At 73.3% G+C, this 26983-nt stretch carries 23 protein-coding genes; 11 read left to right on the forward strand and 12 right to left on the reverse strand.

The features are described 5' to 3' along the window. Positions 1-177: 177 nt before the first annotated feature. Entirely contained in the window at positions 178-1671 is a 1494-nt protein-coding gene (locus ACF07N_RS02620; protein WP_392107422.1) for a hypothetical protein, read from the forward strand. Positions 1672-1676: 5 nt separating this feature from the next. On the opposite strand, the gene ACF07N_RS02625 is transcribed toward ACF07N_RS02620, so the two are convergent. The 3 genes from ACF07N_RS02625 to ACF07N_RS02635 form a co-directional block, all read right to left on the reverse strand. Next, positions 1677-3086 (reverse strand): PP2C family protein-serine/threonine phosphatase, encoded by a 1410-nt coding sequence (locus ACF07N_RS02625; protein ID WP_392107425.1) that lies wholly within the window; start codon positions 3084-3086, stop codon positions 1677-1679. Between the two features lie 282 nt (positions 3087-3368). Next, positions 3369-4463 (reverse strand): chemotaxis protein, encoded by a 1095-nt coding sequence (locus tag ACF07N_RS02630; protein ID WP_392107428.1) that lies wholly within the window; start codon positions 4461-4463, stop codon positions 3369-3371. Between the two features lie 97 nt (positions 4464-4560). Next, the gene (locus ACF07N_RS02635; protein ID WP_383335952.1) at positions 4561-6126 is read right to left on the reverse strand and encodes an alpha/beta hydrolase; all 1566 of its coding nucleotides are present in this window, start codon (positions 6124-6126) and stop codon (positions 4561-4563) included. A gap of 285 nt (positions 6127-6411) precedes the next feature. On the opposite strand from ACF07N_RS02635, the gene ACF07N_RS02640 reads away from it, so the two are divergent. Beyond that, complete coding sequence (locus ACF07N_RS02640) at positions 6412-7074, forward strand: chaplin (RefSeq protein ID WP_392107431.1); 663 nt, start codon at positions 6412-6414, stop codon at positions 7072-7074. A 53-nt stretch (positions 7075-7127) separates the two neighbouring features. Here ACF07N_RS02640 and ACF07N_RS02645 read toward each other — a convergent pair whose 3' ends face one another. From ACF07N_RS02645 to ACF07N_RS02655, 3 genes are all read right to left on the reverse strand, one after another. Further along, positions 7128-7862, reverse strand: a complete 735-nt coding sequence (locus ACF07N_RS02645) for a class I SAM-dependent methyltransferase (protein WP_392107434.1) — start codon at positions 7860-7862, stop codon at positions 7128-7130. Positions 7863-7868: 6 nt separating this feature from the next. Further along, a complete protein-coding gene (locus ACF07N_RS02650; protein ID WP_392107437.1) occupies positions 7869-12104 on the reverse strand; it encodes an aminotransferase class I/II-fold pyridoxal phosphate-dependent enzyme in 4236 nt (1411 codons plus the stop codon). A gap of 229 nt (positions 12105-12333) precedes the next feature. Further along, positions 12334-12819 carry a nucleoside deaminase gene (locus ACF07N_RS02655; RefSeq protein ID WP_392107440.1) on the reverse strand — a complete coding sequence of 162 codons (486 nt, stop codon included), beginning with the start codon at positions 12817-12819 and terminating at the stop codon, positions 12334-12336. 152 nt (positions 12820-12971) lie between these two features. On the opposite strand from ACF07N_RS02655, the gene ACF07N_RS02660 reads away from it, so the two are divergent. Continuing rightward, positions 12972-13751: a GNAT family N-acetyltransferase gene (locus ACF07N_RS02660; RefSeq protein WP_392107443.1), complete on the forward strand. Its 780-nt coding sequence runs from the start codon at positions 12972-12974 to the stop codon at positions 13749-13751. Between the two features lie 469 nt (positions 13752-14220). Here the strand turns inward: ACF07N_RS02660 and ACF07N_RS02665 are convergent, their stop codons facing one another. Further along, positions 14221-14661 carry an SPW repeat protein gene (locus ACF07N_RS02665; RefSeq protein ID WP_383335958.1) on the reverse strand — a complete coding sequence of 147 codons (441 nt, stop codon included), beginning with the start codon at positions 14659-14661 and terminating at the stop codon, positions 14221-14223. 232 nt (positions 14662-14893) lie between these two features. Between ACF07N_RS02665 and ACF07N_RS02670 the strand changes: the two genes are divergently transcribed. Continuing rightward, complete coding sequence (locus ACF07N_RS02670) at positions 14894-15073, forward strand: hypothetical protein (RefSeq protein ID WP_383335959.1); 180 nt, start codon at positions 14894-14896, stop codon at positions 15071-15073. A 207-nt stretch (positions 15074-15280) separates the two neighbouring features. Here the strand turns inward: ACF07N_RS02670 and ACF07N_RS02675 are convergent, their stop codons facing one another. Continuing rightward, positions 15281-16372 (reverse strand): acyl-CoA dehydrogenase family protein, encoded by a 1092-nt coding sequence (locus ACF07N_RS02675; protein ID WP_392107447.1) that lies wholly within the window; start codon positions 16370-16372, stop codon positions 15281-15283. A gap of 105 nt (positions 16373-16477) precedes the next feature. Between ACF07N_RS02675 and ACF07N_RS02680 the strand changes: the two genes are divergently transcribed. The 5 genes from ACF07N_RS02680 (at position 16478) to ACF07N_RS02700 (ending at position 21481) form a co-directional block, all read left to right on the forward strand. Beyond that, complete coding sequence (locus ACF07N_RS02680) at positions 16478-16828, forward strand: YciI family protein (RefSeq protein ID WP_392107450.1); 351 nt, start codon at positions 16478-16480, stop codon at positions 16826-16828. Beyond that, positions 16828-18018, forward strand: coding sequence for an RNA polymerase sigma factor (locus ACF07N_RS02685; protein WP_392107453.1), 1191 nt, complete (start codon positions 16828-16830; stop codon positions 18016-18018). Before ACF07N_RS02680 ends, ACF07N_RS02685 begins: the two co-directional genes overlap by 1 nt. 186 nt (positions 18019-18204) lie before the next feature. Then, a complete protein-coding gene (locus tag ACF07N_RS02690; protein ID WP_383335963.1) occupies positions 18205-19095 on the forward strand; it encodes a glycoside hydrolase family 19 protein in 891 nt (296 codons plus the stop codon). 71 nt (positions 19096-19166) lie between these two features. Continuing rightward, positions 19167-20528, forward strand: a complete 1362-nt coding sequence (locus ACF07N_RS02695) for a phospholipase (protein WP_392108755.1) — start codon at positions 19167-19169, stop codon at positions 20526-20528. Positions 20529-20572: 44 nt separating this feature from the next. After that, the gene (locus tag ACF07N_RS02700) at positions 20573-21481 is read left to right on the forward strand and encodes an oxidoreductase (protein ID WP_392107456.1); all 909 of its coding nucleotides are present in this window, start codon (positions 20573-20575) and stop codon (positions 21479-21481) included. Positions 21482-21524: 43 nt separating this feature from the next. Here ACF07N_RS02700 and ACF07N_RS02705 read toward each other — a convergent pair whose 3' ends face one another. From ACF07N_RS02705 to ACF07N_RS02715, 3 genes are read right to left on the reverse strand one after another with little or no spacing between them, the layout of a single operon-like run. Continuing rightward, positions 21525-21920: an STAS domain-containing protein gene (locus ACF07N_RS02705; RefSeq protein ID WP_392107459.1), complete on the reverse strand. Its 396-nt coding sequence runs from the start codon at positions 21918-21920 to the stop codon at positions 21525-21527. Then, the gene (locus ACF07N_RS02710; protein ID WP_392107462.1) at positions 21917-22990 is read right to left on the reverse strand and encodes a B12-binding domain-containing protein; all 1074 of its coding nucleotides are present in this window, start codon (positions 22988-22990) and stop codon (positions 21917-21919) included. The genes ACF07N_RS02705 and ACF07N_RS02710 overlap by 4 nt, the downstream gene beginning before the upstream one ends. 11 nt (positions 22991-23001) lie before the next feature. Beyond that, complete coding sequence (locus tag ACF07N_RS02715; RefSeq protein WP_392107465.1) at positions 23002-24666, reverse strand: PP2C family protein-serine/threonine phosphatase; 1665 nt, start codon at positions 24664-24666, stop codon at positions 23002-23004. Positions 24667-24938: 272 nt separating this feature from the next. On the opposite strand from ACF07N_RS02715, the gene ACF07N_RS02720 reads away from it, so the two are divergent. Beyond that, positions 24939-25331, forward strand: coding sequence for a VOC family protein (locus ACF07N_RS02720; protein WP_383342576.1), 393 nt, complete (start codon positions 24939-24941; stop codon positions 25329-25331). Positions 25332-25378: 47 nt separating this feature from the next. Further along, positions 25379-26458 carry an adenosine deaminase gene (locus ACF07N_RS02725; RefSeq protein ID WP_383335969.1) on the forward strand — a complete coding sequence of 360 codons (1080 nt, stop codon included), beginning with the start codon at positions 25379-25381 and terminating at the stop codon, positions 26456-26458. On the opposite strand, the gene ACF07N_RS02730 is transcribed toward ACF07N_RS02725, so the two are convergent. Beyond that, entirely contained in the window at positions 26440-26955 is a 516-nt protein-coding gene (locus ACF07N_RS02730) for a DinB family protein (RefSeq protein WP_392107468.1), read from the reverse strand. The two genes, ACF07N_RS02725 and ACF07N_RS02730, sit on opposite strands and share 19 nt — an antisense overlap. Positions 26956-26983 lie beyond the last annotated feature (28 nt).

The following is a 26983-nucleotide window of genomic DNA, read 5'->3' on the forward strand; positions in this document are numbered from 1 at the left end:
CCCGGGATCACCCTGGGGAATGTCCCTGCGGCGACCGGGTCGGGGTGGCGCGTTCCTACCTGACACCGGATGGCCGGTGGCACACCATCTGGCGCACCCTGGCGAACCCTGGCGAATAGTCGCCCGGCAAGTCTCCCCGGGCTACTGTCAACTCAGCCGAGAACCTGGGGGCTTGACGTGAGCGGACAACCCAACACCCGGCTCGCGGACCTGTTCGGCCTGGCCGGCTGGTCCAAGGGCGAACTCGCGAGGCTGGTCAACCGGCAGGCGGCGGCCATGGGCCACCCCCAGCTGTCGACCGACACCTCCCGGGTGCGTCGCTGGATCGACATGGGAGAGATCCCGCGCGATCCGGTGCCGCGGGTGCTGGCGGCTCTGTTCACCGAGCGTCTCGGCCGTGTCGTGACCATCGAGGACCTCGGTCTGGTCCGGCACGGGCGTGCGGGGAAACGGCAGGGCGGCGGGAGCCCGGAGGCTCCCGACGGTGTGCCGTGGGCGCCCGAGCGGACGGCTGCGGTCCTCACCGAATTCACGGGAATGGACCTCATGCTCAACCGACGCGGCTTGGTGGGCGCGGGCGCCGCGCTCGCCGCGGGATCCGCACTCAGCAGCGCCATGTACGACTGGCTGCACACCGACCCTGCCCTGACCGCCGACGCCCCCGACCTCGACCATCCCCTGAACGCCGACCCCGCTGGGTTCGACCGCTACGAGGCCGCCCCCATCGGGTCGCAGGAGATCGAGGAACTGGAGCGTTCGGTCGAGGTGTTCCGCGCCTGGGACGCCGCCCGCGGCGGCGGGCTCCAGCGCAAGGCCGTGGTGGGCCAGCTCAACGAGGTGGGCGGCATGCTCGCCTACCGCCACCCACCCCACCTCCAGCGCCGCCTGTGGGGCGTCGCCGCCAACCTGGCCGTCCTCGCGGGCTGGATGTCGCACGACGTCGGCCTGGAGCCCACCGCCCAGAAGTACTTCGTCATCGCCGCGCACGCGGCCAGAGAGGGCGGGGACCGGCCCCGCGCGGGCGAGGCGCTCTCCCGCGCGGCCCGCCAGATGGTGCACCTGGGCCGGCCGGACGACGCCCTGGACCTGATGAAGCTGGCCACGTCCGGCTCGGGCGACGAGGTACTGCCCCGCACCCGGGCGATGCTCTACACCATCGAGGCCTGGGCACAGGCGTCCATGGGCAAGGGCCAGGCCATGCGGCGCACACTCGGGCGCGCGGAGGACCTGTTCGTCTCCGACAAGGCCGACGTGCCCCCGCCCGACTGGATGCAGACCTTCAAGGAGGAGGATTTCTACGGTATGCAGGCCCTGGCCTACCGCACGCTCGCCGAGTTCGAGCCGGGTGCCGCCGCGCACGCCCAGCACTACGCGGAGAAGGCGCTGGCCCTGCGGGTCGACGGGCGGCAGCGATCGAAGATCTTCGACTACCTGTCGATGGCCTCGGCCTGCTTCATCGCCGACGACCCCGAACAGGCCGACCGCTACGCCCGCCTGGCCCTGGTGTCGATGGGGTCCAACTCCTCCCACCGCACCTGGGACCGGCTGCGTCAGATGTACCGGCTCACCGCCCAGTTCTCCGGCTACCCGAAGATCCAGGAGCTGCGGGAGGAGATCAAGCTGGCGCTGCCCAGGACGAAGGGCAGGGGCGGTGCCGGCGCACAGGCCTGAGTCGCCTATCCCGTGACCTTGGCGACGAGCACGCAGGCGTTGTCCTCGCGCTCGCTCGTGCCGAACTCCTGCGCGATCACGCGTACGCAGTCCTCCGCGCCGCCGGCTGCGGCCAGGCGTGGTGCCAGGCCGAGGAGGAGGTTCGCGGCCGCCGCTCCCGTGTGCCCGGGCACCAGCCCGTCGGTGTGCAGGAGCAGCAGATCGTCTGCTTCGAGGGTTTCCTCGGCCTGTCCGTAGACGGCTCCTGAGGTGGCTCCGAGCAGGACGCCGTCCGGGGTGTCCAGGACGCGCCCCGTCCCGCCGCGGAACAGCAGCGGGGCGGGGTGTCCGGCCTGTGCCCACACCAGGGTGCGGGTCGCTGGGCTGTAGCGGCAGCAGACGGCACTGCCGAGGGCGGGCTGCACGGTGGCGTCGAGTAACTGGTTCAGCCAGGCCATCAGCTGTCCCGGCCGGGCCCCGGCCATCGCCATGCCGCGCACGGCGCCGAGCAGCATCGTCATGTTCGACGTGACGCCGACGCCCTGTCCGGTGAGGTCGCCCACGCTCAGCAGGGTGTCGCCGTCGGTCAGTTCGAGCGCGTCGTACCAGTCGCCGCCGATCAGGGTGCGCGTGGCCGCCGGCAGGCACCGGGCCGCGAGGTCGAGGGTGCGGGGGCCCCGGTGCGGGAGCCGCAGGGAGCCGCGCCACGGCGGCAGCACGGCCTCCTGCAGCTCGACCGCGAGCCGGTGTTCGGTCCGCGCGGCCTCCCGCTGGTGGTCGAGCGAGTCACGGGTCTCGCTCACCACCCGCTGGCTGCGGCGCAGTTCGCTGACGTCGCGCAGCACGGCCCACATCGAGGCGGTGCTGCCGTCAGTGTCGAGCACCGGTTCGCCCATCATGTGCACGGTCCGGACGTCTCCGTCGGGCCGCGCGATGCGGAACTCGCCGTCGATGGGCCGGGCGTCGACGAGGCAGTTGGTCACCATCGCCGTCAGGCCGGGCCGGTCCTCGTCGAGCACCAGGGACGGCAGCTCGTCGAGGGTGAGGGGGGGAGTGGCGGGGTCGCGGCCCAGGATCTGGTAGAGCTCACCGGACCAGCTGGCCTCGTCCGTCAGCAGGTTCCACTCGGCGCTGCCGACCCGGCTGAGCAGCGACCCCTGCGCGGGCGCGCCGGAGGGCGCCTTCCCGGCGGTGGGGAGGGGGCCGTCCCGCAGCTGGGCCAGGTGCTCGTCCAGGTCGTCGAGCTGGTGCAGTGCCAGGTCGTACAGGGCGCGCTGCCAGCGTTCGCGAGGGTGGTCCGTCCCGTCGCCCTCCGCGTCGCGGCGCACCGCGTCCACGTCGCCCTTGAGCCGCCGCGTCTGCGATATGAGCGCGTCGACCGAGCCGCGTCCGGGCGGCTGGGCGGCGGGGCGGTCCGCGGAGAGGTGGGACGGCATGACGCACTCCGATGCGGGACGGTACGGCCAAGGCGGACGGAGGGACCGTTACGACTGTCGCACAGCCCGCGACGCCCTGTAAGGGATTTGGCACCACACGATACGGTGGTGCTTCTGGCATATGCCACCGTCTCACGGAGTTACTCCGAGGTAGCCGAGAAGTCTGTCGCCCGGAGTGCCAAGTCGTAGATTACACAGGGTATTTGACGCGCCGTCGGCCGGTCGGTACGCCCCTGCGGATGTTCGACGAGCTGGTGTTCGAGGGCCTGGTGCCGGGACCGCTCAGTACCGCAGGACCCCGGCGATGCCGTCCGCCTCGCCCAGGGTCCCGTCCGGTACGAAGCGGACGTCGGCTCCCGTCTCCAGGCACTGCTCGACGATCTCGTCCACGATGTCATCGCGTGCGTCGAGGTCGCCGCTCGCGGCCAGGGCCAGGTGGTCGCCGCTGTCGCGGACGGTGACGCGGTAGTTCTCCTCGACGGCCAGCAGCCGGACGCGGCCGTCCCGGGCGCTCTGCCACAGCTCGTCGACGCCGGCCGCGAACGCCCGCCGTCCGCGGGCCGCTTCCAGGGTCCGGCCCACCGCGTCCGCGCTCTCGCGCGCCTCGGCTTCGAGCACCGGGCGCAGTGCCTGCCACACGGCCCCGGGGGCACCGTGCGCGAGGCCTCCGTGCGGAACGCGCACGGCCTCCCGGGCGGCGTCGCCGACCTCGTCCAGCAGGGAGAGGGCGGCCGGTTCACCCGTGACGTACAGCCGTCGCGGCTGGTCGCGCAGGACGGCGCCCAGCGCGGTGTCGGCCTCGCGCAGGAACCGGCGGGTGCCCTCCTCCCGGAAGCCGCTCGGCTGGTCGCCGATCCGCTGCTGCCGCTCGGGGTCGAAGTTCTCCACGCGCCGGGTCAGCGGGAAGCCGCCCAGGCGTGCCTCGGTGACGCGGTCGGCGCCGCCGTTCCAGAGGGTCGCGCGGTCGGCCGCGACGGACAGCGCCCAGAACGGCCGCCCGGCCGTGTGCGCCGAGACGAGGTTGCGGGTGAGGAAGGTGTCCGAGAGGACCACGCGCTCGGGCACCGGCCGGGCCAGTGACCACACCTGGTGCTCGCCTGGGGCCGCGAAGATCACCAGACCGTCCTCGGCGTGGGTGAGGTCCACCTCGGACAGGGCCCGGTCCAGGTGGAGCGCCACCTCCGCACGCCGCTCCCGGGTCACCGCCGGATCCGCCTCCAGCCGGCGCTTGGCCTCGGCCACCGCGTTGCGCAACCGGACCTGGTCCTGGGCGCTGTAGGGCTCGCGCCGGTGCGTCGGCGTCAGGACGGAGACCGCGGGGTAGGGACGCGGGCGCCGCAGCTCGGCCAGGGTCGCGGGACTCAGAACGTGCTCCATGACAGCACGATAGAGCGGATACACCTTCGGGGCATTCGGGGCATTCCGTTCACCCTGCCGGGTCTCGCCGACGGGGAGCCGGACCTCGCGAGGTGGCTCACTCGGTGTCGTGGTCGGAGCCGCAGGAGCTGCCGTCCGGCGGCAGGGTGCCGTACAGCAGGAAGGCGTCGACCTTGCGGTGCACGCACGGGGAGGAGCCGTAGCCGGTGTGGCCCTCTCCCCGGTTGTCCAGGACCACGGCGGACGACCCCAGGCGCTCGGCCGTCTCGACCGTCCAGCGGTACGGCGTGGCCGGGTCGCCCCGGGTGCCGACGAGCAGCATCCGCGGCGTGTCGACGTCCTTGACCTTCTCGCGGATGAAGTCCGTGCCCTTCGGGCGGCCGTAGCACATCAGCACCTGGGTGAGCCGGTACCGGCCGAAGACCGGGGACGCCTGCTCGTAACGGCTGCGCAGCCGGGCGAGGTCCCGGGTGACCTGCGCGGCGGCGGGGCGGTCGGGATCGTCCGCGCAGTTGACCGCCATGAGCGCCGCCGGCAGGTTGTCCAGGGGGACGTCCTCCGGGTCGGTGAGCGCCCCGTGGGCCCTCGGCAGCGGCGGGAGGGTGAAGCCGCCGTACAGGAAGGCCTCCAGACCGCTCGTGTCGCCCTCCTCCAGGAGCCGGGCGACGGCCCGCTGGAGCGAGGGCCACAACTCCCTGCTGTACAGGCCCTGCCCGAGGGCGCCGGCGAAGTCCTGGCCGGAGAAGGCCTCGCCGAAGTCCGTCGGCACCGGGTCCGCGTCGAGCGACTCGACCACCTCGACGACGTGCTCCCCGGCCTCCCGCGCGTTCCGCCCGAAGGGGCAGGCGATGTCCTGCGTGCACCAGGTGAGGAAGTTCTCCAGCGCGGTCTGCTGCCCCCGCGCGCTCACCACACCCTGCTCGGCCAGCGGCTCGGTCAGGGTGTCGACGCCGTCCAGCACCATGCGGCCGACCTTCTCCGGGAACTGGGCCGCGTACACCGCGCCGAGCCGGCTGCCGTAGGAGAAGCCGAGGTAGTTGAGCTTGTCGTCGCCGAGCGCGTCGCGCACGACGTCCAGGTCGCGGGCGGCGTTCACGGTGCCGATGTGCGGCAGCACCGGGCCGGAGTGCTCGGCGCACTCGGCGGCCGCGTCGCGCAGCTTCTCCAGCACGGCCTGCGCGTCCGCCACGTCGGCGTCACCGTCGGTCGCGGCCAGGGCGTCCTCGGCGGCGCTGCCGCAGCTGACCGGCGACGAGCGGCCGACGCCGCGGGGATCGAAGGAGACCACGTCGTAGCCGTCCGTCAGGTCCATGAACTCCTTGCCGGCCAGCGCCAGCTGGCCCACGCCCTGGCCGCCGGGGCCGCCGAAGTTCAGCAGCACCGAGCCGCGGGAGGCGCCCGTGGCCCGGTAGCGCGCCACGGCGAGGTCGAGCGTCCCCCGCTCCGGCCGGTCGTGGTCGAGCGGCACGGTCACCTTGCCGCACTGCAGGTCCTTGGGCATGTCCGGACCCGCGCAGGCGGACCACTTGACCTTCTGGTCGTAGAAACGCGCCGGCGGAGGGCCGGCGGCGGCCGGCAGCCCCGCACCCAGCAGAGCCAGTCCGGCCGCGCCGGCGACCGCGCAGCGCCGGATCGAGGGGCGCGTGGACAGCTTGGCCAGCATCGGTGCCTCCAGGGGCGCCCCACGGCGCCCTCGCCCACGATAAGCGGGCCCTGTGGGGCGCGCCTCCCGGCGGGCGGGGCCGTCCGACGTGGTCTACCCTGCGCGGCCGCAGCGCGCATACGAAGGTTTTTGCCGCTAGTTCGACAACCGGGCCGCTCGATGGAGTGAAAGGCCGATAAGCCATAACTCGGACCGGGGGGCCCGCGTTTTATCCCGTGCGGGTGAGTGCCCGCGAGGGATGTCTGGAAGGCAGGGAAACCTATGAAACGGGTTACCCGGAACGGGATGATCGCCGTCGCCGCAGCCTCGGGCGCGATGGCCATGACCGTCCCCGCGTACGCCGGTTCCGGCGCGGACGGCTCCGCGGCCGGTTCGCCCGGGGCGGTCTCAGGCAACACGGTCCAGCTGCCGGTGCACGTCCCGGTGAACGTGTGCGGCAACACCGTGAACGTGGTGGGACTGCTCAACCCCGCCGCGGGCAACGCGTGCGCGAACAAGGACGGCCGGGGGGCCGAGCGGCCGGGCCGTTCCGGCGGCGCGGCCGCCGAGGGACGGGGGCAGGACGCGCCGGGCGTGGTCTCGGGCAACGGCGTCCAGCTGCCGGTCGATCTTCCCGTCAACGTCACCGGCAACACCGTGGACGTGGTCGGAGTCGGCAACCCGTCCACCGGCAACACGTCCTCGAACACGCCCGGCGACCGCCCGGTCCGCCCGGTCCGTCCGCACCACCCGCCCGAGCCGTCCCCGGAAGCGTCCACCCCACCGCGCACGCGCCCGGCCCCGGAACAGGCCCGGCGCACGGCCCCGCAACAGGCCCGGGGCTCCCTCGCCCACACGGGCACGGACCACACGCTCCAGACCGTCGCCGCGAGCGCGGCCCTGTTGCTCGGGGGCGTGGTGATGCGCCGGCGGTTCCGCCCGGCGGGGAACGAGGAAGCGAACGGCTGACCGAGGCTGTCCCCGTCGGACGCGGGGCCCGCGGGCGGTCCCCGCGCGTGTCGTCAGACCGCCTCCGCCACCCCCGTCAGCAGCACCATCCCCGAGTCGCCGTAGTCCGGCAGGGCCGGGTCGGGGTCGACGTGGGTGATGTCCAGCTCCCGGGTCAGGGGGGTGAAGACCTCCGTGATCGTCGCCGGGTCGACCGGGCAGCCGGGCCAGCGCGAGGCCGGTCCGATGCGGTAGGTCGGCATGTTCTCCATGAACGCGGCGACCAGGTACCCGCCCGGGACGACCGCGCGGACGAAGGCCCGGCAGAAGCCGGCGAACTCGCCGAAGTCCTCCGTCACGCTCTCCGCGACGAAGTGCATGGAGCCCAGTTCGTACGCGCCCGGCGGCAGGGACCGCACATCGGCGTGGACGACGTTCACCCGGGCCAGCGCCCCGGCCAGCGTCGCCGGCACCTGAGGGTTCAGCCGCCGGCACAACGCGTGGAAGGGGAGCCAGCTCGCGTCGAGCCGGTGACAGATCTGGTCGCGGAGGTAGGCGACATTGCTCGCGCCCGCCTCCACGGCGTCGATCCGGCGGCACGCGGCGGACGCGAGCATCAGCGGATACAGGTTCGGACCCGCCCCGAACTCCACCGCCCGCGCGATCCCCCCGGCCGGCAGCCCCCGGTAGAACGCGGAGTGGTGCGCGATCACGGCCGCGTCCGACGCGTGCACCTCGCGGTAGTTCTCCGCGAGGTAGTCCGCGACCGGCCAGCGGTCCCAGTCCACGTCGTCGTTGTGCGTCGTCATGGCCGTCTAGCCCTTCCTCCGCAGCGGGAACCGTTCGGACAGGCGGGTCATCGTCCCGTTCAGCCGGTCGATGTCCTCGTCGGAGTGGAGCGCCGTCAGCTGGACCCGGAAACCCACCCGGTCGCGCGGGACCAGCGGATAGGCGGCCAGCGTCACGTAGATGCCCTCCTCCCACAGGAACGCCGCCACCGCGTCCAGGTCCGCCGGGTTCGCCAGCGGCACCTCCACGATCGGCAACCGGTCCCTGTTGAGGGTGTACACCCCCATGCCGTCCAGGTGATCGAGTACCCGCACCGTCCTGCGGTACAGCCCGGCCCGGATCGAGTCGCCCCGGCGCTCGTTGACGTCCAGCCCGGCCAGCGCGGTCGCCAGGGACGCCGTCGGGGACGGACCCGAGTACAGATAGGGAGCCGCCGCGGTCTTCAGCCGGTTCTTCAGCTCCGGCGGCAGCGCGAGGAACGCCAGCAGGGACGAGTACGCCTTGGAGAAGCCCCCGACGAGCACGATCCCGTCGTACGACTCCCCGGTGTGCCGCACCACGCAGTTGCCGCGCATGCCGTACGGGCAGCTCTCGCCCGGCCCGCGTTCCCCGATCACACCGAAGCCGTGCGCGTCGTCGACGTACAGCGTCGCCCCCTCGGCGCGGCAGACCGCCGCCAGCGCCGGCAGGTCCGCGACGTTGCCGCTCATGCTGTTGACGCCGTCCAGGCACACCACGCGGGGCGTGCCCTTCGGCGCGCGGGCCAGCACGGCACGCAGCTCGTCGGGGCGCTCGGCGTGGAAACGGTGCAGGGTGGCGCCCTGCGCGCGGGCCACCACACCGCCGTCGTGGATCGTGCGGTGCGCGGTCGCCTCCACGAAGACGTGCCCGTCCTCCGTCAGCGCCGGGATCACCGAGGAGTGCACCAGCGTCAGGGTCGGCAGCAGCAGCGTGTCCGGCGCGCCCAGCAGCGCGGCGAGCCGCTCCTCGATGTCCGGGTACAGCCGCGGACTGCCCAGGAGCCGCGACCAGCTGGGGTGGGTGCCCCACCGGCGCACCGCGGGCCCGACCGCGTCCATGACCTCCGGATCCCAGTCGAACCCCAGGTAGTTGCAGGAGGCGAAGTCGATCAGCCAGTGATCGCCGCTGCGGATGTGCCGGCCGCGCACCTCGTCGAGGACCGCGTCGCTCATCGGGCTGGTGCGCCGCAGGTGCTCCAGGTCCGCCCAGCGCGCCTCGCGGCGCCCCCGGGCCGCGGTGTCGACCCGCGGCCGCCGGGCCCGGAGCGGCGCGAAGGGGCGGGCACCGGGCTCGCGCAGCACGCGCGCGGTCTGCTCCACCGTCAGGGGCCGGGCGAACAGGAAGCCCTGCCCGAACCGGCAGCCCATCCCCGCCAGCAGGTCCCGCTGCGCGGCGTCCTCGATGCCCTCCGCGATGACCTGCAGGCCCAGGGTGTCGGCGATCCGCACGATCCCCTCGACCAGGGCGACCTGCTGGGCGTCGCGCGCGATGTCGTCGATGAACGACTTGTCGATCTTCAGCACGTCGATGGGGAAGTCCCGCAGGTACCGCAGGGACGAGAAGCCGGTGCCGAAGTCGTCGACCGCGATGTGCACACCGAGTTCCTTCAGCGTGTGCAGCACCGTCTGGAGCCGGTCGTCGCGGTGCAGCAGCACCGTCTCGGTCAGTTCGAGCTGCAGCGACCCGGGCTCCAGGCCCGGGGTGCTGAGTGCCTTTCCGACCTGCTCGACGAAACCGGCGTCCCGGAACTGACGGGCGGAGACGTTCACACTGACGTACGGCGGACGGGCGGGGCCCGGCAGCCGCTGCAGGTCCGCGATGTCGCCGACGGCGTTCTCCAGCACCCACGACCCCAGCGGCGCGATGTGCCCGGTCTCCTCGGCCAGGCTGATGAACCGGTCCGGCGGGACGTGCGTCCCCCGCTCGTGCGGCCAGCGGACCAGGGCCTCGAAGCCCACGACCTCGCCCGCCGTGATGTCCACGACCGGCTGGTAGCGCAGCGCGAAAGCCTTCTCGGCGACCGCCCGGGCCAGCTGGGACTGCAGGTCGTGCCGCTCGACCACACGGCTGCGCAGCAGCGGCCGGAACCGGCGCCACTGCCGTTTGCCCGCCGCCTTCGCCGCGTACAGCGCGAGGTCGGCGTGGCTCAGCAGTTCCTCCGCGTCCGTGCTGTCCCGCGCGGTGGCCACCCCGACGCTCGCGGACACCGTCACCCACTCCTCGGCCAGGTCGAACGGCCGGCCGAGGGTCTGGATCACCTGGGCGGCGAGCAGTTCGGCGTCGAGCGGCTGCTTGGCGTCCTCCATCAGCACGGCGAACTCGTCCCCGCCGAGCCGGGCCGCGGTGTCGGTGCGGCGCAGCGCACGGGACAGCCGGTTGCCGACCGCGATCAGCAGCTGGTCGCCCGCGCGGTGCCCCATCGTGTCGTTGACCAGCTTGAAGTCGTCCAGGTCGATGAAGAGCAGACAGGTCAGCGACGACTCGCGGCGGCCGCGCAGCAGGGCGCGTTCGATCCGCTCCAGCAGCAGGGTGCGATTGGGCAGGCCGGTCAGCGAGTCGTGGAAGGCGCGCTGCGTGAGCTCCTGCTCGAGGCGCCGCTGCTCGGTCACGTCCCGCAGGGTCACCACCAGGGCGGACACGGTGCGCTCGTCCCGGAAGTCGCTGCACCGCACCTCCACCTCGACGCGTCCGTCCCGGCGCCGCACCCACCAGTGGTCGTGCCCCGTGCGCGGGCCCCGTTCCCGGACGGTGGCCAGCTCCCGCGCGGCCCGCTCCCGGTCCCCGGGGTCCACCAGCTCGGGCAGCGACACCCCGACGAGGTCGTCCGTGCCGAACACGGAGCGCGCCGAGGGGCTGGCGTACCGGATGGTGTCGTCGTCCTCGACGATCAGGATGACGTCCGAGGCGTTGCGGACGAGGGTGCGGAAGTACGCCTCGTTCTCCCGCCGCACGACCTCCTGGCGCAGCGTGACCCGCTCCATGGCCAGACCGGCGTGCGAGGCGAGGATCTCCAGCGAGCCGGAGGTCTCGCGCAGCCTGGTCTCGGGCGCGGCGACCAGCAGGACACCCGGGGCCGCTCCCGCCGGGCGGTCGGGCCGGGTCATGGGGCAGACCAGGACGGACGGCAGGCCGCGCAGGCCGGCGCCGAGATCCAGGGGGAGCGCGGCCGGGCTCACGAAGTGGGTGCTGCGCCCGCCCAGTTCACCGGCCTGCCGCGCCGGCACCAGCATGGTCCGGTGCGGGACGCCCGGGCCCATCAGCCGCTCGACGGCCGCACGGCACGCCTGGTCGATCTCCTCCTGCCGGAAGGCGGAGACCAGTGACGCGGCGGCTTCGCGCAGGGCGAGTTCACGCGCCACGGCCCGGCGGTGGGCCACGACCATGCCGGCGAGCCGCAGGATCACCAGCAGGAACAGCACGCCCGAGAAGACGGCGATCACGGCGGCGTCCCGCGTCTGGTCGCTCAGCCCCTCCCAGAGCAGGATCCCGGGCGCGATGAGCGTGGCCACGGCGAGGATGACCAGGCGGTGCGGAGGCGGCAGCAGGGATTCCCGCTGGGGCACCGACGCGGTCAGCTCGACCATGGAGGGGTGCAGGGCGGCCAGGCCCCAGGCGGTGTAGAAGGCGACCCAGCCGAGATCGAGCAGGCTGCCCGTCTGCCAGACGTCGTTCAACTGGAGTACCCCGTAGGCGATGTCGGTGCAGAGCAGGGTCACCGTGCCGAGGACCAGCAGCCGCACCGCACGGTCGGAGCGGCCGACCGGGCTGGGCATGAGCAGCCGCGCCAGCAGCGCCAGCACGAGGATGTCGCCGAGGGGATAGGCGATGCTGATGGCCCGCTGCTGCCAGGTCAGGCCCTGCACCACGGTGAGCGGCTGCACCAGGTACACCCACACCGGCAGTGCGAGACCGGCGGTGACGATCAGCGCGTCGAGCAGGCTCGGCAGGTCGCGGTCGGCCCACCGGTGGCGCACGAGTCCCGACAGCCCGATCGCGAAGAGCGGGTACATGGCGAGGTAGCAGGCGTCGGCCGGGGACGGGAACGGGTTGGAGACCCCGAAGTACTGCTCCATCACGAAGTAGTACGTGTCGCCCGCGATGAAGGTCAGCAGGCCGGCGGCCAGCACCCACCAGGGCCACCGGTGGGCGGGCCGGTACAGGTGCGTGCCGATGAGAAGGGCGGCCACGCCGCCCAGTCCCATGACGGCCCACATCGCGGGCGCCACGACCGGGACGGTCATGTACACAACTGTGACGCCCGCGACCAACGCGGAGTAGGCGAACGTGAGCAGTCGTCCGGCCGGCGAGGACATGTGCCTCCCCCCGTCGGGGAGACCGAGGTGTACACCTGGGCTTCGCATCCGATCGTAGGTTCGCTCGCGGGCCCCTGCATCTCGGGCACGGGGCCCGCCGGACGCGCGGGCGGCGCCTCGTCGTCCCCGCCGTATCCCGTCCCGGCCCCTTCCGGGCTCAGCCGCGCCCGCTGTGGAACCGCACGTGCAGCTCCCGTACCCGCTCGGCCAGTTCGGGCACCGGGCCGTCCACGACCACGTCCGGTGCGACCTCGTGGACGGGCAGTGTCCGGACCGGTGGCGCGGGGACACCCAAGGCGCTCAGCCATGTGGTGAGTTGCTCCGACGAGGCGACGTAGACGATCCGCCCGAGGCCGACCCAGGCGTGGGCGGCCGCGCACATCGGGCAGTGCTCGCCGGAGGTGTAGACCGTGGCGGCCGCCCGCTCCCCGGGTGTCAGGTGGGCGGCGGACCAGCGGGCCAGTTCGAACTCGGGGTGGCGGGTGCGGTCGCCGGAGGCCACCCGGTTGTGGTCCTCCCCGAGGACCGTGCCGTCCCCGCCCACCAGGACCGAGCCGAACGGCTCGTCCCCGGCGTCGAGCGCCTCGGCCGCGAGCTCCACGCAGCGGCGCAGGTACGGCAGTTCCCTGTCGTGGACGACCATGGTGCGGGCTCCTTGTCCGGCAGACGACGCGATCACCCGGACCCTACGGCGCGGGCCCCCGGGGCGGAAGGAACGGCAGGGTCACCGCACCGCTGTCGAGGGCGCGGGAAAACGCGTTGCCCCACCGCACGGCCGGTGCTGGGATGGCCCGCATGGATCATGCCGCACTGCTCGCCCTGTTCGACCGCGACCTGCGCGAGGGAGCACGGCCGGACGGTCCCGGCGACGCCCGTGTCGAGCGGGTCGGTGCCGTGGTCCGCCAGACCGCCGGCGCGCCGGGGTGGAGCGGCGTCCTGTGGTCCGCCCTGGACGAGGACACGGCCGATGCGGCGATCGCCGAGCAGGTCGGCCACTACACCGGGCTCGGCCTGGAGTTCGAGTGGAAGCTGTACGGGCACGACCGGCCGGCGACGCTCGGGCGGCGGCTGCGCGCGGCAGGCTTCACGCCCGGACCGCAGGAGACGCTGATGCTCGGCGAGATCTCCGCCCTGGATCTCGACGCCGAACCGCCGCGGGGGGTGCGCGTCGAGCCGGTCACCGACGCGCATGGCGTCGGCCTCGTGGCGGACGTCCACGAGCAGGCGTTCGGCCGGGACAGTTCCTGGCTGCGCGCCGAGCTGCTCGCGCGGCTGGCCGCCGACCCGGGCACGGTCGTCGCCGTGGTGGCGATGGCCGGCGCCGAGCCGGTCGCCGCGGCCCGTCTCGAGCTGGTGCCCGGCACCCCCTTCGCCGGGCTGTGGGGCGGGGGCACCGTCCAGGGCTGGCGCGGCCGCGGGATCTACCGCGCCCTCGTGGCGCACCGCGCCCACACCGCCGTCGCCCGCGGCCACACCTACCTCCGGGTCGACGCCTCCAGCCAGAGCCGCCCGGTCCTGGAGCGCCTGGGCTTCGCAGCGCTGACCTCCACGACGCCGTACGTCCGCACACCGTGACCACCACGCCGGCCGGCGCCGGTCCTGCGAGCGGTGGCCGGGTCTCCTCCGCGTTGGGCCCTTGAGCGGTGGCCGGGTCTCCTCTGCGGCGGCCCCTTGAGCGGTGGTCCGGCCTCTTTCGCGGCGAATCTTCCAGCGGTGGTCCGGCCTCTTTCGCGGCAGATCTTCCAGCGGTGGTCCGGCCTCTTTCGCGGCAGATCTTCCAGCGATGGCCCGGCCTCCTTCGGGGCGCATCTCCCAGCGGTGGACCGACCTCTTGCGCGGCGGGTCCCTCGGGGAGGCCTCGGCGGTGGCCCGGCGCGCTCGGCGGCGGATCGCCGAGCGGCCGGGCCCGCTCGGCGCGCTCCGCCCGCGTATTGGAGCGGGCGCGCCCGGAGACGCGGGGCGGGGCGGCGTCCCGCGTCGGCGCCGGTGCGGGCACGAAAGGGCCGGCCCGGGGAGCCGGACCGGCCTCCGCTTCCGGCGGGTCCTACGGCCGCGGTGAGGCCTTCGCCGCCGTTCCGGCGCACACCAGCCCCAGGATCACGGCCAGCGCGCCGATGATGATGTTGTTCCACACCACACCGGCGTCCGGGCTGTCGCCGACGATCCACGGCGAGACGATCATCCATACCCCGAGGGCGCACATGGCCCAGCTCAGGCCGTACATCCGCTCCGGAGCGCGGGTGAACCCGAGCGCCAGCAGGCCGATCGCGATACCCATGATCAAGTTGTGGGTCACGAGCGGCGGCTGGCTGGTCGTGTAGTGGACTATCCACGGGGAGGCGGCGCAGTACAGACCGAGCAGGAACACCGGTCCGTCCACGAGCGCCACATCACGGCCACCGAGCACCCGGGCGTACCGGGTCCGCATTTCGGAGGCATCAGGATGGCTGGTTATGTCACCTCTGGTGGGCGAGACGTTGGCCATGACTCGTCTCCTTCGTCGTGCAGGGCGACCGCGTCCGGGGAGAAATGCGGTAGGCGCCGCGTTGGTCCCATTCTGCTCTTATTTCCCCTTTATGTGTAGAGGTCGGCCGGGCTCGGACGGCCGGTCTGCGGGCCGGTACATGTCCGGCCGGATCGGGGGCAACCGGATGTGTACGGCAAGGACCGATCGTCGCCGCCCGGCGGGCGGCGCAGGACTGGGGAGGGCAGCGGACGTGACTGCGGCCATCAGTGCGAAGGTGTTGGAGCGGTTCCCGGCGGGCTCGCCGCGCGGATCCTGGCCCGCCGAGGAGTACGCGGCGCGCCGCCGCGCCGAGGGGGAGCCCGCCACCGTCGTGATGGACCTGGAATCCGACGCCTTCCTCGTGGTGGTCCCGTCGGACGACGGGAACTGAGCGGCCCGCCCGGCCGGCGCACTTGTCACGACCGGTAGCCGTTCCCGGCGCCACCGGCGCCACCGGCGCCACCGGCGCCACCGGCGCTACCGGCGCAACACCGGCGCTCCGGGCACTCGGGGCCGAGGTGCGCGCCCGTGAGGCCGGGCGGGCCGACGGTTCACCGCCGACCCCCCGGCGTCCGCGGCAGGGCCCCGCGCCGCCGCACTACCGGCCGTACTCCTCTCCCGGACCCCGCCCGCCCGGGCGCAGGCCGGACGCCAGTGCGCCGAGGTGCGTGCGGCGTGCCTCGGCCGTCTGACCCTGCACCAGCAGGAACATCCCCTCCCGCGCCAGCCGTTGCGCCGGGCTGTCCAGGGCCATGGCGCGGCCGCCCCCGGCCACGACCGCCGCCGTCGTGGCCGCGCGCAGCACGTCGTACGCGCGGGTCCGCACGGCCAGCCGTTCCCGGACGCACGCGTGCGGCGCCGGGTGATCCGCCAGCTCGTAGGCCTCCCGCCGGACGGCGTCCAGCCGTTCCCGCAGCGCCCGGGCCGTCTCCTCACCCTCCGGGGTCCGGGCCAGCAGCTCCAGCGCGGCACCGGCCACCCCGAACACGGCCGGACTGGCGTTGGCGGCCCGCGGCAGGTCGATGCGGGCGAACTCCTCCCGCGGCATGCGGAGCACCACGGACTCCGCCGGGACCCACAAGCCGTCCAGGTCCAGGGAGACCGTGCGGGCGGCGGTGAGGGCGGCCAGCCGCATCGGCTCCGACGGGACAAGGCCCGCCTGCTCGCGGGCGTCGGCGAGGACGAACACCACCTCGTCCGCAGCCGTCAGGCCCGCCAGCAGCATCACGTCGTTCAGGCCCCAGCCCGTGTACCAGGGCACCCGCCCGTCGAAGCGCCAGCCGCCCCGCTCGGCCACCGCCCGCACGGGCACCCGGGGAAAGGCGCGCACGTGGGCGTACGCGATGCCGGCCATCAGCTCGCCCGTCGCGAGTGGCCGCAGCAGCTTCTGACGGGCCGGCGAGTCGTAGCCGGCGAGCAGCTTCACCGGGGTGTGGTGCTGGGTCTGCACGAACCAGGTGGAGCAGCACGCGCCCGCCAGGATCTCGGCGGTCTCCCGGGCCACGGCGACGGGCGCGTCCGCCCCGCCGTACTCCCTGGGCGCGCCCACCCCGAGCAGCCCCGCGCGCCTGATCGCCTCGACGTGGCCGGTCGGCACCTGCGTCCGGTCGACGTGCTCGGCCCGCGGCAGGAGGACGTCGCGGGCCAGTCGCCGAGCGGCGGTCACCAAGGGGTGCGCTGTGGTGGTCATGGAGAAATTCTCGCGGCCGACCGGCGCGGGGTGTCGATCCGGGGGCGCGCCGTTCGTGTAGGAGGTGCGGGGGACACCCGCTCCACCGAAACCGAGGAGACCGTCATGAAGTACTACCTCCTGAGTGTGATGCAGCCGGTCGGCGCAACGCCCGCCCCCGAGGTCCTGGAGGAGATCGGCAGAAGGCTCGACACGTTCCACCGTGAGCTGCGCGAGGCGGGCGCCTGGGTCTTCGCCGGAGGGCTGCACGGACCCGAGTCCTCCACCGTGCTGCGGCCCGCCGACGGCGAGGTGCTGATCACCGATGGTCCGTACGCCGAGGGCAAGGAGATGCTCGGCGGCATCTGCCTCGTCAAGGCGCCCGACCTGGACGCCGCCCTGGAGTGGGGGCGCAAGGCCGCCCTGGCCACCACCCTGCCGATCGAGGTGCGGCCCTTCCAGGGGGACGCCGGCTGATGGGCGTGGACGTGGAGGCGGTGTTCCGCGCGGAGTACGGCCGCGCGGTCGCCGTCCTGGTCCGTTTCCTCGGCGACATCGACCTCGCCGAGGAGGCGGTCCAGGACGCCTTCGCCACGGCCGTCCGGCGCTGGCCGGAAACAGGCGTTCCGCCGAGCCCGGCCGGATGGATCATCACCACCGCCCGCAACCGGGCCGTCGACCGGCTGCGCCGCGAGTCCTCCCGTTCCGCACGGCACGCCGAGGCCGCTCTGCTGTACGCCCCCGACGCACCGCCCGAGGAGGGCCCCGTGCGCGACGACCGGCTCCGTCTGATCTTCACCTGCTGTCACCCGGCGCTCGCCCTCCAGGCCAGGGTCGCCCTCACCCTGCGGCTGCTCGGCGGGCTCACCACGGCCCAGATCGCCCGCGCGTTCCTCGTGCCCGAGCCGACGATGGCCCAGCGCATCGTCCGGGCCAAGGCGAAGATCCGCGACGCGCGCATTCCGTACCGGGTGCCCCGGGACGCCGATCTGCCGGACCGGCTCGGCGGCGTCCTGGCCGTCGTCTACCTGATCTTCAACCAGGGGTACGGGGGCGCGCCCGGGCTGTGCGCCGAGGCGGTGCGGCTCGGCCGGCTGCTGGCGGACCTCATGCCGGACGAACCCGAGGTGACGGGGCTGCTCGCGCTGATGCTGCTGGTCGAGTCGCGCCGGGACGCCCGCGAGGACGACCGGGGCGAACGGGTGCCGCTGCCCGGGCAGGACCGGGCCCGCTGGGACCGCGACCTGATCCGGGAGGGGCAGGACCTGGTCCGCCGCTGCCTGCGCCGAGGCCGGCCCGGGCCGTACCAGATCCAGGCCGCGATCCAGGCCGTCCACAGTGACGCGCCGACGGCGGACGCGACCGACTGGGGGCAGATCCGTCACCTGTACGACCAGCTCATGGCCGTCGCCCCGAGCCCGGTGGTCGCGTTGAACCGGGCCGTCGCCGTGGCCGAGACGGAGGGCCCGGACGCGGCCCTCGCCCTCCTGGGCGGCCTCGGACTCGACGGCTACCACGTCTTCCACGCGGTCCGCGCCGACCTGCTGCGCCGCCTCGGCCGCACCGCCGAGGCCGTCCGGGCGTACGAGAAGGCGATCGGGCTCGCCGAGAACCCCGCGGAGCGCGCCTTCCTGGAGCGCCGCCGGCGGGAGTCCGCGCAGGCCTGAGCCCCCGTCATGACGATGACTGGTCTACACCCTTGACTGGTACAGACCAATACGGTTGAGTGTGGCCTCCCAACCCCCCACCACGGCCGCGCCCGCCGTGGCCGGTCCTCCGGTGCGTGCGGCGCAGGCTCCGCTCGGCCCTGCCTCCGGCCGGGAGCGGCCGTGTCGCACAAAGGAGTTGATCCCGTGTCGAGACGCCGTGTCTCCGCCGTCCTGGCCGCGCTCGCCCTCGCGGGCACCGCACCGGTGCTGCTGCCGGCCACGAACGCCGCCGCCGCCTCGTGCTCCAGCTATCCCAACTGGGTCGCGGGGAAGTCGTACAACGCCGGTGACATCGTCCGCTACACCGACGGCAAGGCCTACATCGCCGAGCACGCCAACCCGGGCTACGACCCGATCATCAGCACCTGGTACTGGGAGCCGTACGCCTGTGACAGCGGGCCGACCACGCCCGACGCGCGCTTCGTCGTGTCCGAGGCGCAGTTCAACCAGATGTTCCCGAACCGGAATTCGTTCTACACCTACAGCGGCCTCACCGCGGCCCTGAGCGCCTACCCCGGCTTCGCCAACACCGGCAGCGACACGGTGAAGAAGCAGGAGGCGGCGGCCTTCCTCGCCAACGTCAGTCACGAGACCGGCGGTCTGGTGCACGTGGTGGAGCAGAACACCGCCAACTACCCGCACTACTGCGACTGGAGCCAGCCCTACGGCTGCCCGGCCGGCCAGGCCGCCTACTACGGGCGCGGCCCGATCCAGCTGAGCTGGAACTTCAACTACAAGGCCGCGGGCGACGCGCTCGGCATCGACCTGCTGAACAACCCCTGGCTGGTGCAGAATGACTCGGCCGTCGCCTGGAAGACGGCCCTGTGGTACTGGAACACCCAGTCCGGCCCCGGCAGCATGACCCCCCACAACGCGATGGTGAACGGCGCCGGATTCGGCCAGACCATCCGCAGCATCAACGGCTCCCTGGAGTGCGACGGGAAGAACCCGGCGCAGGTGCAGAGCCGCGTGAACAACTACCAGCGCTTCACACAGATCCTCGGGGTGTCACCCGGCGGCAACCTCTACTGCTGACGCCGGACCACCGGGCGTGGTGTCATGCGGGATGTCATGCACCTGACCTGACGGAGGGCATCTCCATGCGCCTGCGCACCCCCCACGCCCTGCTCGCCACGACCGCCGCGCTCGCCGCGGCGGTCGTGGCACCCCAGCCCGCCGCTGCCGCCGTGCCGGCGCCGGGCGCGTACTACGTCCAGAGCGCCACGACCGGGCTCAACGCCGCCGACGCCGGTGGCGCGGTCGAGCAGCACAGACCCCGCGGCGACGAGGACCGCCAGCAGTGGCGGCTCACGCCGAACGGGTCCGCGTACCTGCTGGAGAACACCGACGCCCCGGGCCGCTGCCTCGGCCGGGGCGGCGACCAGGCCGCGACCGTGGCCTGCACCGGCGCCGACGCCCCCTGGGAGATCACCCCGGCCGGTGCCGACCGCTACACGCTGAAGGCCCCGGGCTCCACGCGGTACCTCACCGTGGCCCCCAAGCCGTCCGGTGCCAACCACCCCGCCCGGCTCGCCCTCGGCGGCGCGGGCGACCTCGCGGCCTGGTATCTCACCCCGGTCAGCCCCGCCACGGCCCCCATGCCGCCGCGGGACCGCCGCACCCTGGACCAGGTCACCTTCCTCACCACCCACAACGCCTACGCCAACGGCGCCGACGGCGGCTTCGCCCCGCCCTTCGTCAGCCTGGCGCCCAACCAGACCCGCGGCATCACCCGCCAACTCGCCGACGGGGTACGCGGATTCATGCTGGACATCCACCAGACCCCGGACGGCGCGATCCTCTGCCACAACAGCTGCACCCTCGTCAGCAGGCCGGTCGCGCTGTGGGTGGATCTCCAGCGCATGGTCGACTTCCTCAAGGCCCATCCCGACCAGTTCGTCACGGTCTTCCTGGAGGACTACGTCGACCCGGGCGTCCTGCGCGCCGAACTCGCCCGTGTGAACGGCCTGGCGGACGTGCTGTACCGGCCCGACCTCACCGGTGTCCGGCAGAACGGCTGGCCGACGATGGCCGAACTGATCGCCGCCAACGACCGGTTGCTGATCTTCACCGACCACAGCCGCTCCGCCGACCAGGCCGCGGGCCTGACCCGGGACAGCTTCGGCGTCATGTACCAGCGCGAGTGGACCGTCGAGAACTACTGGTCCATGGGCCCGGGGCTCGGATCCTCCGACTGGTCCTGCTACAGCCGCTGGTACGACGCCGGCACCAACATCCCGCTGACCCGCACCGAGCCCGGCTTCCGCCCGCTGTTCGTCATGAACCACTTCCGGGACGTCCCGGTCACCGCCACGGCCGCCACGGACAACGGCAAACTCGCCGACCGGGCCCAGCGGTTCTGCCAGCCCGCGGCCCGCAAGAAGCCCACCTTCCTCGCCGTGGACCACTACGACCGCGGCGACCCGGCCTCGGCCGTGGCGACCCTGAACACGTACACGTATCCGTAGATACGTCGGTGCGCGCCTGCGGGGGCGCGTGTGAGACTCCGCCGATGAGCTCACAGAAGATCACCGCGGACGCCGCGGGCACCTGGAAACTCGGCGACCTGCCCGTCCACCGCCTCGGCTTCGGCGCGATGCGGCTGACGGGCAGCGCCGCCTTCCATCACGGCACACCCAGCGACCGCGACCGGTCGATCACCGTGCTGCGCAGGGCGATCGACCTCGGCGTCGACCACATCGACACCGCCGCCTTCTACTTCTCGTCGCTGCGCAGCGCCAACGAGCTGATCAACAGCGCCCTGTCGCCCTACCCCGACGACCTGGTCGTCGTCACCAAGGTGGGCCCGCACCGGACGTACTCGGGGGAGTGGGGCACCGCGGCACGACCCGACGAACTGCGCGGCCACGTCGAGGAGAACCTGCGCCAGCTGGGCCGCGACCACCTGGACGTGGTCAACCTGCGCAGGATGCCCTCGTACGACTCCGTGGCCGAGCACTTCGGCGCCCTCGCGGAACTGCGCGAGGCGGGCCTGATCCGGCACCTCGGCGTCTCCAACGTCACCGCCGGGCACCTCGCCGAGGCCCGGGCCATCGCCCCCGTGGTCTGCGTGCAGAACCGCTACGCCGTCGACCGCCCCGACCCCGACGGCGACGCACTCCTGCGCCTGTGCGGTGAACTGGGCATCGCCTTCGTACCGTTCTACGCGGTCGCCGGCGACTCAGTGGAGCACGGCGCCACCACCGCCCACGACGAGGAGGTCCGTGCCGTGGCCCGGGCCCACGGTGCGAGCCCCGCCCAGATCCGCATCGCCTGGACGCTGCACCAGGGACCCCACGTGCTGGCCATCCCGGGTACGGGCAACCCCGGCCACCTCGCCGAGAACGTGGCGGCGGGCGCGATCCGCCTCACCGACGAGGAACGACGACGGCTCGGCGCCCTGCGGCTGAAGGCGCGGTGACCGGAACGGGCCGGCCCGGACCGGCCGGCGCCCGGCCGCCCGCTCAGGTGGCCCCGGCCCCGGTGACGTCGTCGCGCCGCCCGTCCGCCTCGATGCCGGCCGGAGCGGCCGGGGCGGTCAGGTGGTCCAGGACGTTGGTGAGCTCCAGCATGCGCTCCAGGAACTCGGGCCGGTGGTCCAGATGGAGAATCGTGCCTGCGGTGCTGGTGTGCCGGTGGATCATCAGCAGCGCCGACAGGCCGGAGGAGTCGATCCACGCCAGGTCGGTGAAGTCCAGGCGCACGTCGCGCAGCTCTGTGGCGTCGTACAGCTCACGGACGACGGCGTCGACGAACTCGCCGCAGGTGTCGTAGTCGAGTTCGCCGCCCACCCGCACGGTCAGCGTGGGCGGTTCGCGGTCGGCGGTGACGGTGAACTGAATCGGTGGCAGGTTCGTCATGCGGGAGTCTCGGAGCCGGGGACAGGGCGGGCGGGACGGTCGGCGAGGGCGGCGGTGCCCTCGCGCAGCAGCGCGAGGGCACGCGGGAACTCGTGTATCTGGCCGGCCAGGATGTCCAGGCCGGCGACGAGGGACCGGGCGGGCACGCGCCGGGCTTCGAGGATGTCGGCGGTCCAGGTCAGGAACGACGTGAACAGCTCGGAGTCGTCGACGTAGAGCGCGGTGGCGAGGAACTCCACGATGTGGGTGAGGTCCTCCGCCGTGCGTTCGAGCTGCTCGCTCGTGTAGGACCGCATCGCCGGGAAGCGGTCCTTGAGGTCGGCCAGGGTCCGTCTGACCAGCGGGACGCGGTTCTGGACGACCATCGTGTACTCCTGGTCGGCCAGGTGCGGCAGGTCGTCCACGGCCTGCCGGAGCGCCGCGGGTGCGGGCCGGGCGATGCCCTCCTCCAGCGCCGCGGCCGCCCGCCGGGCGTCTGCGGCCCAGCGGTCGGCGCCCAGAGCGCGGGCGTAGCGCCCGTCGGGCCCGAAGGCGCGGCCGCCGGCCATGACGGGAGCGCCGATGGCCTGGCACGCGGTGATGGCGCTGTGGGCGGCGGGCAGGTGGGTGGGGAGGGAGCTGGACAGCAGCACCGCGTCCGGATTCGTGCGGTGCAGATGCGCGATCAGGTGCGGGGTGGGCGTCTGGGCCCCCAGGTAGTCGACCTGCCAGCCCCGCAGGCGCAGCGTCTCGGCGACGAGCCGGGCCGGGAAGGCGTGCCATTCGCCGTCGATGCAGGCCACCGTCACCCGGCCCCGCACGGCGGAGCGTCGCGCGCCGTCCGGGGCGCGGTGGGCGAGGGCGGCGACGGCGCGCTCGTTGATGGCGGTCGCGGCGTGCTCCTGGGCGACGCTGAGGCGGTCGGCGGCCCATTCGGCGCCCACCCGCTCCTGCACGGGCGCGATCACGTCCAGGAGCAGAGTCTCCTCGTCGAGCCCTTCGGACAGGGCCTTCGACAGGACGTCGACGGCGGCGTACTCGTCGCCGTCGGCCACGGCCCGCCACAACCGGTTCTGCAGTGCCACTGACATCGCGGGGTCGTTCACCCGTCCTTCCGGCCGTCGCCCCTGCGCCCGTCGACGACCGACAGCACGCCCGTCCTCGGGGCGCCGATGGCGACGACGGCCATGTCGTCGTGCCGGCCCGTGCCCAGCCACTGGGCGGCCACCATCTGCACCCGCTCCACCACGGCCTCCGCGGGCAGCCCCCCGCACTCGGCCAGCACCCTGCGCAGCCGCTCCTCACCGAACAGCTCGTCCCCGAGCGGTCCGCCCCGGGCCTCGGTGATGCCGTCGGTGTACAGCAGGCAGGTGTCTCCCGGGTCGAGGGCCGTCTCCACGGTGCGGGCGGTCACGGTCGGCAGGGCGCCGATCAGCGTGCCCCGGGAAGCCACCTCCTCCACGCGGCCGTCGGCCCGGACGACGAGCGGCGGCAGGTGCCCGGCGCTGGTCAGCCGCACCTGCGCCCGGCCGGCGCGGCGCCGCACCGAGGCGAGGACCAGGGTGGCGAAACGCGTGTGCCGGGAGGTGAGCAGGGCCCCGTTGAGCAGGTCGAGCACCCGCTGGTGGTCGTCGGCCAGGGGAAGCAGGGCGTGCAGGGTGTTGCGGATCTTGCCGGTGAGCACGGCCGCGTCCAGCCCCTTGCCCGCCACGTCGCCGAGGACCACCAGGGTCTCCCGGGAGGGATCGGAGCCGGGATGGACGTCGTAGAAGTCGCCGCCGACCCGCTCGTGGTCCTTGGCGGCCCGGTAACTGCCGGCGTACTGCACGCCGTGCACCCGTTGCAGGGAGGGCGGCAGCAGCTCCTGCATGAGGGTGGCGGTGATGGTGGCCTGCTCGGTGTACAGACGGGCCGCCGAGAGCGCGGCCCCGGCCCGGGCGGCGAACAGCCGGGCGAAGAGCTCCTCGCCCTCGGTGAACGCCTGCTCGGTGCTGGAGCGCAGCAGGATGAGGGCGCCCGCGGCCACGCCGTGCCCGGGCAGCGGGGTGACGATCACCGAACCGACCGGCCCGGTGAAACCGTCCGGGATCGCCCAGTCGGGCAGCACCGACGGGTCGATCCAGCGGGCCGGCACCGGCGGGAAGCCCTGCAGTGCCTCGGGCAGGCCCGGCACGCTGTGCGTGTCGATCTGCCGCGTGACCTGGACCACCGGCCCGCCCCTCGGGGCGTACGTCAGCGGATGGCGGCGGCCCTGGGCCGGGGCGACGAGCACCGCGGCCTCCGCGAGATGCTGCGCTGCCATGGACGTGGCCACCTCCATGCAGCGGGGCACGTTCAGCGTCGACAGCAGCGTGGAGGAGACCTCGGCGAGGATCCGCGACCGCGCCTGTGCGCTGCGCACGGCCTCTTCTGCCACATGGCGGTCGGTGTCGTCGACCAGCCACCACACCACGTCCCCGTCGGCGGCCGCCGTGGGGTGCGCCAGGACGACCCGGTCGTTGATGGAGCCGCTCAGCGGGGCCGCGCCGGGGCCGCGGGTGTCACCCGCGAGGCTGCGGTGCGCGTCCGACAGCCAGGACGGTGCCGTCTCGTGGAACGGGGCGCCGCTCGCCGCGCCGGGCAGCAGGACCCGGGCGGCCTCGTTCAACTGCACGAGGGTGCCGTGCCGGTCGACGACCAGCACGGGACAGGGGGCGTCAGCCCACGCGCCGCCGATCCTGTCGTCGACGCTGCGGGTCCGGATGGAAGTGCTGCGGGAAGCGGTCACAAGCGGAGGCGCGCATCTGCGCACCCCACCACCTTCCTCTAGGGGAAATTCGTGCAGACGGCAACCGTCCCGCATCCACGCCTACGGCGCAACCCACCCAGGAAAGCCCCATATATGCACCGGACTTTCGTCACACTCCGGCGGTGCCGCGGTCCTCCCGGCCCCCGCGGCTCAGGGCCGCGCCCGGCGTGACGCTGACGGCCCGGGCGGTTGGCTTCCGGTGCGTTTTACGTATAACCTCTCCGGCTAACCCCGCCCTCCGAGAGGTCACGATGCGACGTATCGCCCTGGTCACCCTCGTCGTCGACGACTACGACGAGGCGATCCGCTTCTACACCGAGGCCCTCGGTTTCCGGCTGGCCGAGGACGCGCCCCGGCCGGGCGGATCGCGCTGGGTCGTCGTCGAACCCGGCTCCCCCGGCGCGGGCACCGGTCTGCTGCTCGCCCGCGCCGCGGACGGGGCCCAGGCCGCCCGGGTCGGGGACCAGACGGGCGGACGGGTCGGTTTCTTCCTGCACACCGACGACTTCGCCCGCGACCACGCCCGGATGACCGCCGCCGGCGTGACCTTCCTGGAGGAGCCGCGGCACGAGCCGTACGGGACCGTCGCCGTCTTCCAGGACCTCTACGGCAACCGCTGGGACCTGCTCCAGCCCGCCGGCTGACCCCGGCTCGCACCCCTCGTGAACTGCTGCCCAAGGAAAGACCCGCCATGACTGCTACGCGCGTAGACGCCGATGTGATCCGCCGCCTGCCCAAGGCCGTCCTGCACGACCACCTCGACGGCGGCCTGCGCCCCGCCACCGTGGTGGAGCTCGCGGACGCGGTCGGCCACACGCTGCCCACCACCGACCCGGACGAGCTCGCCGCCTGGTACTACGAGGCCGCCAACTCCGGTGACCTGGTGCGCTACATCGCCACCTTCGAGCACACTCTCGCCGTCATGCAGAACCGCGAGGGCCTGCTGCGCACCGCCGAGGAGTACGTGCTGGACCTCGCCGCCGACGGTGTCGTCTACGGCGAGGTGCGCTACGCGCCCGAGCTGAACACCCGGGGCGGGCTGACCATGGCCGAGGTCGTCGAGACCGTTCAGGAGGGGCTGGCCTCGGGCATGGCCAAGGCCGCCGCCGCGGGCACCCCGGTGCGGGTCGGCACCCTGCTGTGCGGCATGCGGATGTTCGACCGGGTGCGCGAGGCGGCCGACCTGGCCGTGGCGTTCCGGGACGCCGGGGTGGTCGGTTTCGACATCGCCGGCGCCGAGGACGGCTTCCCGCCCGCCGACCACCTCGCGGCCTTCGAGCACCTGCGCCGCGAGAACGTGCCCTTCACCATCCACGCCGGTGAGGCCCACGGCCTGCCCAGCATCCACCAGGCCCTCCAGGTCTGCGGCGCCCAGCGCATCGGGCACGGTGTGCGCATCACGGAGGACATCCCCGACCTCGCGGCGGGCAAGCTCGGCCGCCTGGCCGGCTGGGTCCGCGACCGCCGTATCGCCCTGGAGATGTGCCCGACGTCCAACCTCCAGACCGGCGCCGCCACCTCGATCGCCGGGCACCCCATCACCGCGCTGAAGGACCTCGGCTTCCGCGTCACGGTCAACACCGACAACCGGCTGGTGTCGGGCACGACGATGACCCGCGAGATGACCCTGCTGGTCGAGGAGGCCGGCTGGACCGCGGAGGACCTGCGCACGGTCACGGTGAACGCCCTGAAGAGCGCGTTCCTGCCGTTCGACGAGCGGAACGCGCTCATCCGCGACGTGGTCCTGCCCGGCTACGCCGCCGCGCTCTGAAGCAGCCCCTTGAGGTAGGCGGCCTGTCCGACGTGCTGCAGATCGTCGGACAGGACGCTGACCAGCCGCACACCGAGGGTGACCGGCGGGTCCCAGCGCTCGTCGACGACGCGCTCCAGGTCCCTGGCGGCCAGGCCCTTCAGGGCGCCGAGGGTCTGCTCGTGCACGGCGTCGTAGTAGCCGGTCAGCAGATCGCCCGAGTCGACCCTGACCTTGGCGACCTTGGCGGGGCTGTGGCCGTAGCCCGTGTCGTGGCGGGGCAGGCCCAGGCCGAAGCGCTTCTCCCAGTCCCGGGCGAGCCACACCTGGTCGAGGCCGAAGGCGTCGGCGACGTGGTCGTCCTGGACGCGGGTGAGGTGCCAGACCAGCCAGGCGATGGAATTGGTGTCGGGGGAGGGGCGGGCGGTCAGTTCGCCGGGCCCGAGGCCCTCGACGGTGGCGTGGACTTCTTCCCGGATGCGGTTGTAGCCGTCGATGAGGATGTCCTTCGCATGCATGCCTCCACCATCGCGCATCGCCGCGCCC

Source organism: Streptomyces sp. NPDC015242 (assembly GCF_043079125.1).
Lineage (GTDB): Bacteria > Actinomycetota > Actinomycetes > Streptomycetales > Streptomycetaceae > Streptomyces.

Bases quoted from the DNA above. Each gene is read 5' to 3' on its own strand.
- ACF07N_RS02625 (WP_392107425.1), bottom strand. From the start codon at position 3,086: ATGCCGTCCCACCTCTCCGCGGACCGCCCCGCCGCCCAGCCGCCCGGA.
- ACF07N_RS02630 (WP_392107428.1), bottom strand. From the start codon at position 4,463: ATGGAGCACGTTCTGAGTCCCGCGACCCTGGCCGAGCTGCGGCGCCCG.
- ACF07N_RS02635 (WP_383335952.1), bottom strand. From the start codon at position 6,126: ATGCTGGCCAAGCTGTCCACGCGCCCCTCGATCCGGCGCTGCGCGGTC.
- ACF07N_RS02640 (WP_392107431.1), top strand. From the start codon at position 6,412: ATGATCGCCGTCGCCGCAGCCTCGGGCGCGATGGCCATGACCGTCCCC.
- ACF07N_RS02645 (WP_392107434.1), bottom strand. From the start codon at position 7,862: ATGACGACGCACAACGACGACGTGGACTGGGACCGCTGGCCGGTCGCG.
- ACF07N_RS02650 (WP_392107437.1), bottom strand. From the start codon at position 12,104: ATGACCGTCCCGGTCGTGGCGCCCGCGATGTGGGCCGTCATGGGACTG.
- ACF07N_RS02655 (WP_392107440.1), bottom strand. From the start codon at position 12,819: ATGGTCGTCCACGACAGGGAACTGCCGTACCTGCGCCGCTGCGTGGAG.
- ACF07N_RS02660 (WP_392107443.1), top strand. From the start codon at position 12,972: ATGGATCATGCCGCACTGCTCGCCCTGTTCGACCGCGACCTGCGCGAG.
- ACF07N_RS02665 (WP_383335958.1), bottom strand. From the start codon at position 14,661: ATGGCCAACGTCTCGCCCACCAGAGGTGACATAACCAGCCATCCTGAT.
- ACF07N_RS02675 (WP_392107447.1), bottom strand. From the start codon at position 16,372: ATGACCACCACAGCGCACCCCTTGGTGACCGCCGCTCGGCGACTGGCC.
- ACF07N_RS02680 (WP_392107450.1), top strand. From the start codon at position 16,478: ATGAAGTACTACCTCCTGAGTGTGATGCAGCCGGTCGGCGCAACGCCC.
- ACF07N_RS02685 (WP_392107453.1), top strand. From the start codon at position 16,828: ATGGGCGTGGACGTGGAGGCGGTGTTCCGCGCGGAGTACGGCCGCGCG.
- ACF07N_RS02700 (WP_392107456.1), top strand. From the start codon at position 20,573: ATGAGCTCACAGAAGATCACCGCGGACGCCGCGGGCACCTGGAAACTC.
- ACF07N_RS02705 (WP_392107459.1), bottom strand. From the start codon at position 21,920: ATGACGAACCTGCCACCGATTCAGTTCACCGTCACCGCCGACCGCGAA.
- ACF07N_RS02710 (WP_392107462.1), bottom strand. From the start codon at position 22,990: ATGTCAGTGGCACTGCAGAACCGGTTGTGGCGGGCCGTGGCCGACGGC.
- ACF07N_RS02720 (WP_383342576.1), top strand. From the start codon at position 24,939: ATGCGACGTATCGCCCTGGTCACCCTCGTCGTCGACGACTACGACGAG.
- ACF07N_RS02725 (WP_383335969.1), top strand. From the start codon at position 25,379: ATGACTGCTACGCGCGTAGACGCCGATGTGATCCGCCGCCTGCCCAAG.
- ACF07N_RS02730 (WP_392107468.1), bottom strand. From the start codon at position 26,955: ATGCATGCGAAGGACATCCTCATCGACGGCTACAACCGCATCCGGGAA.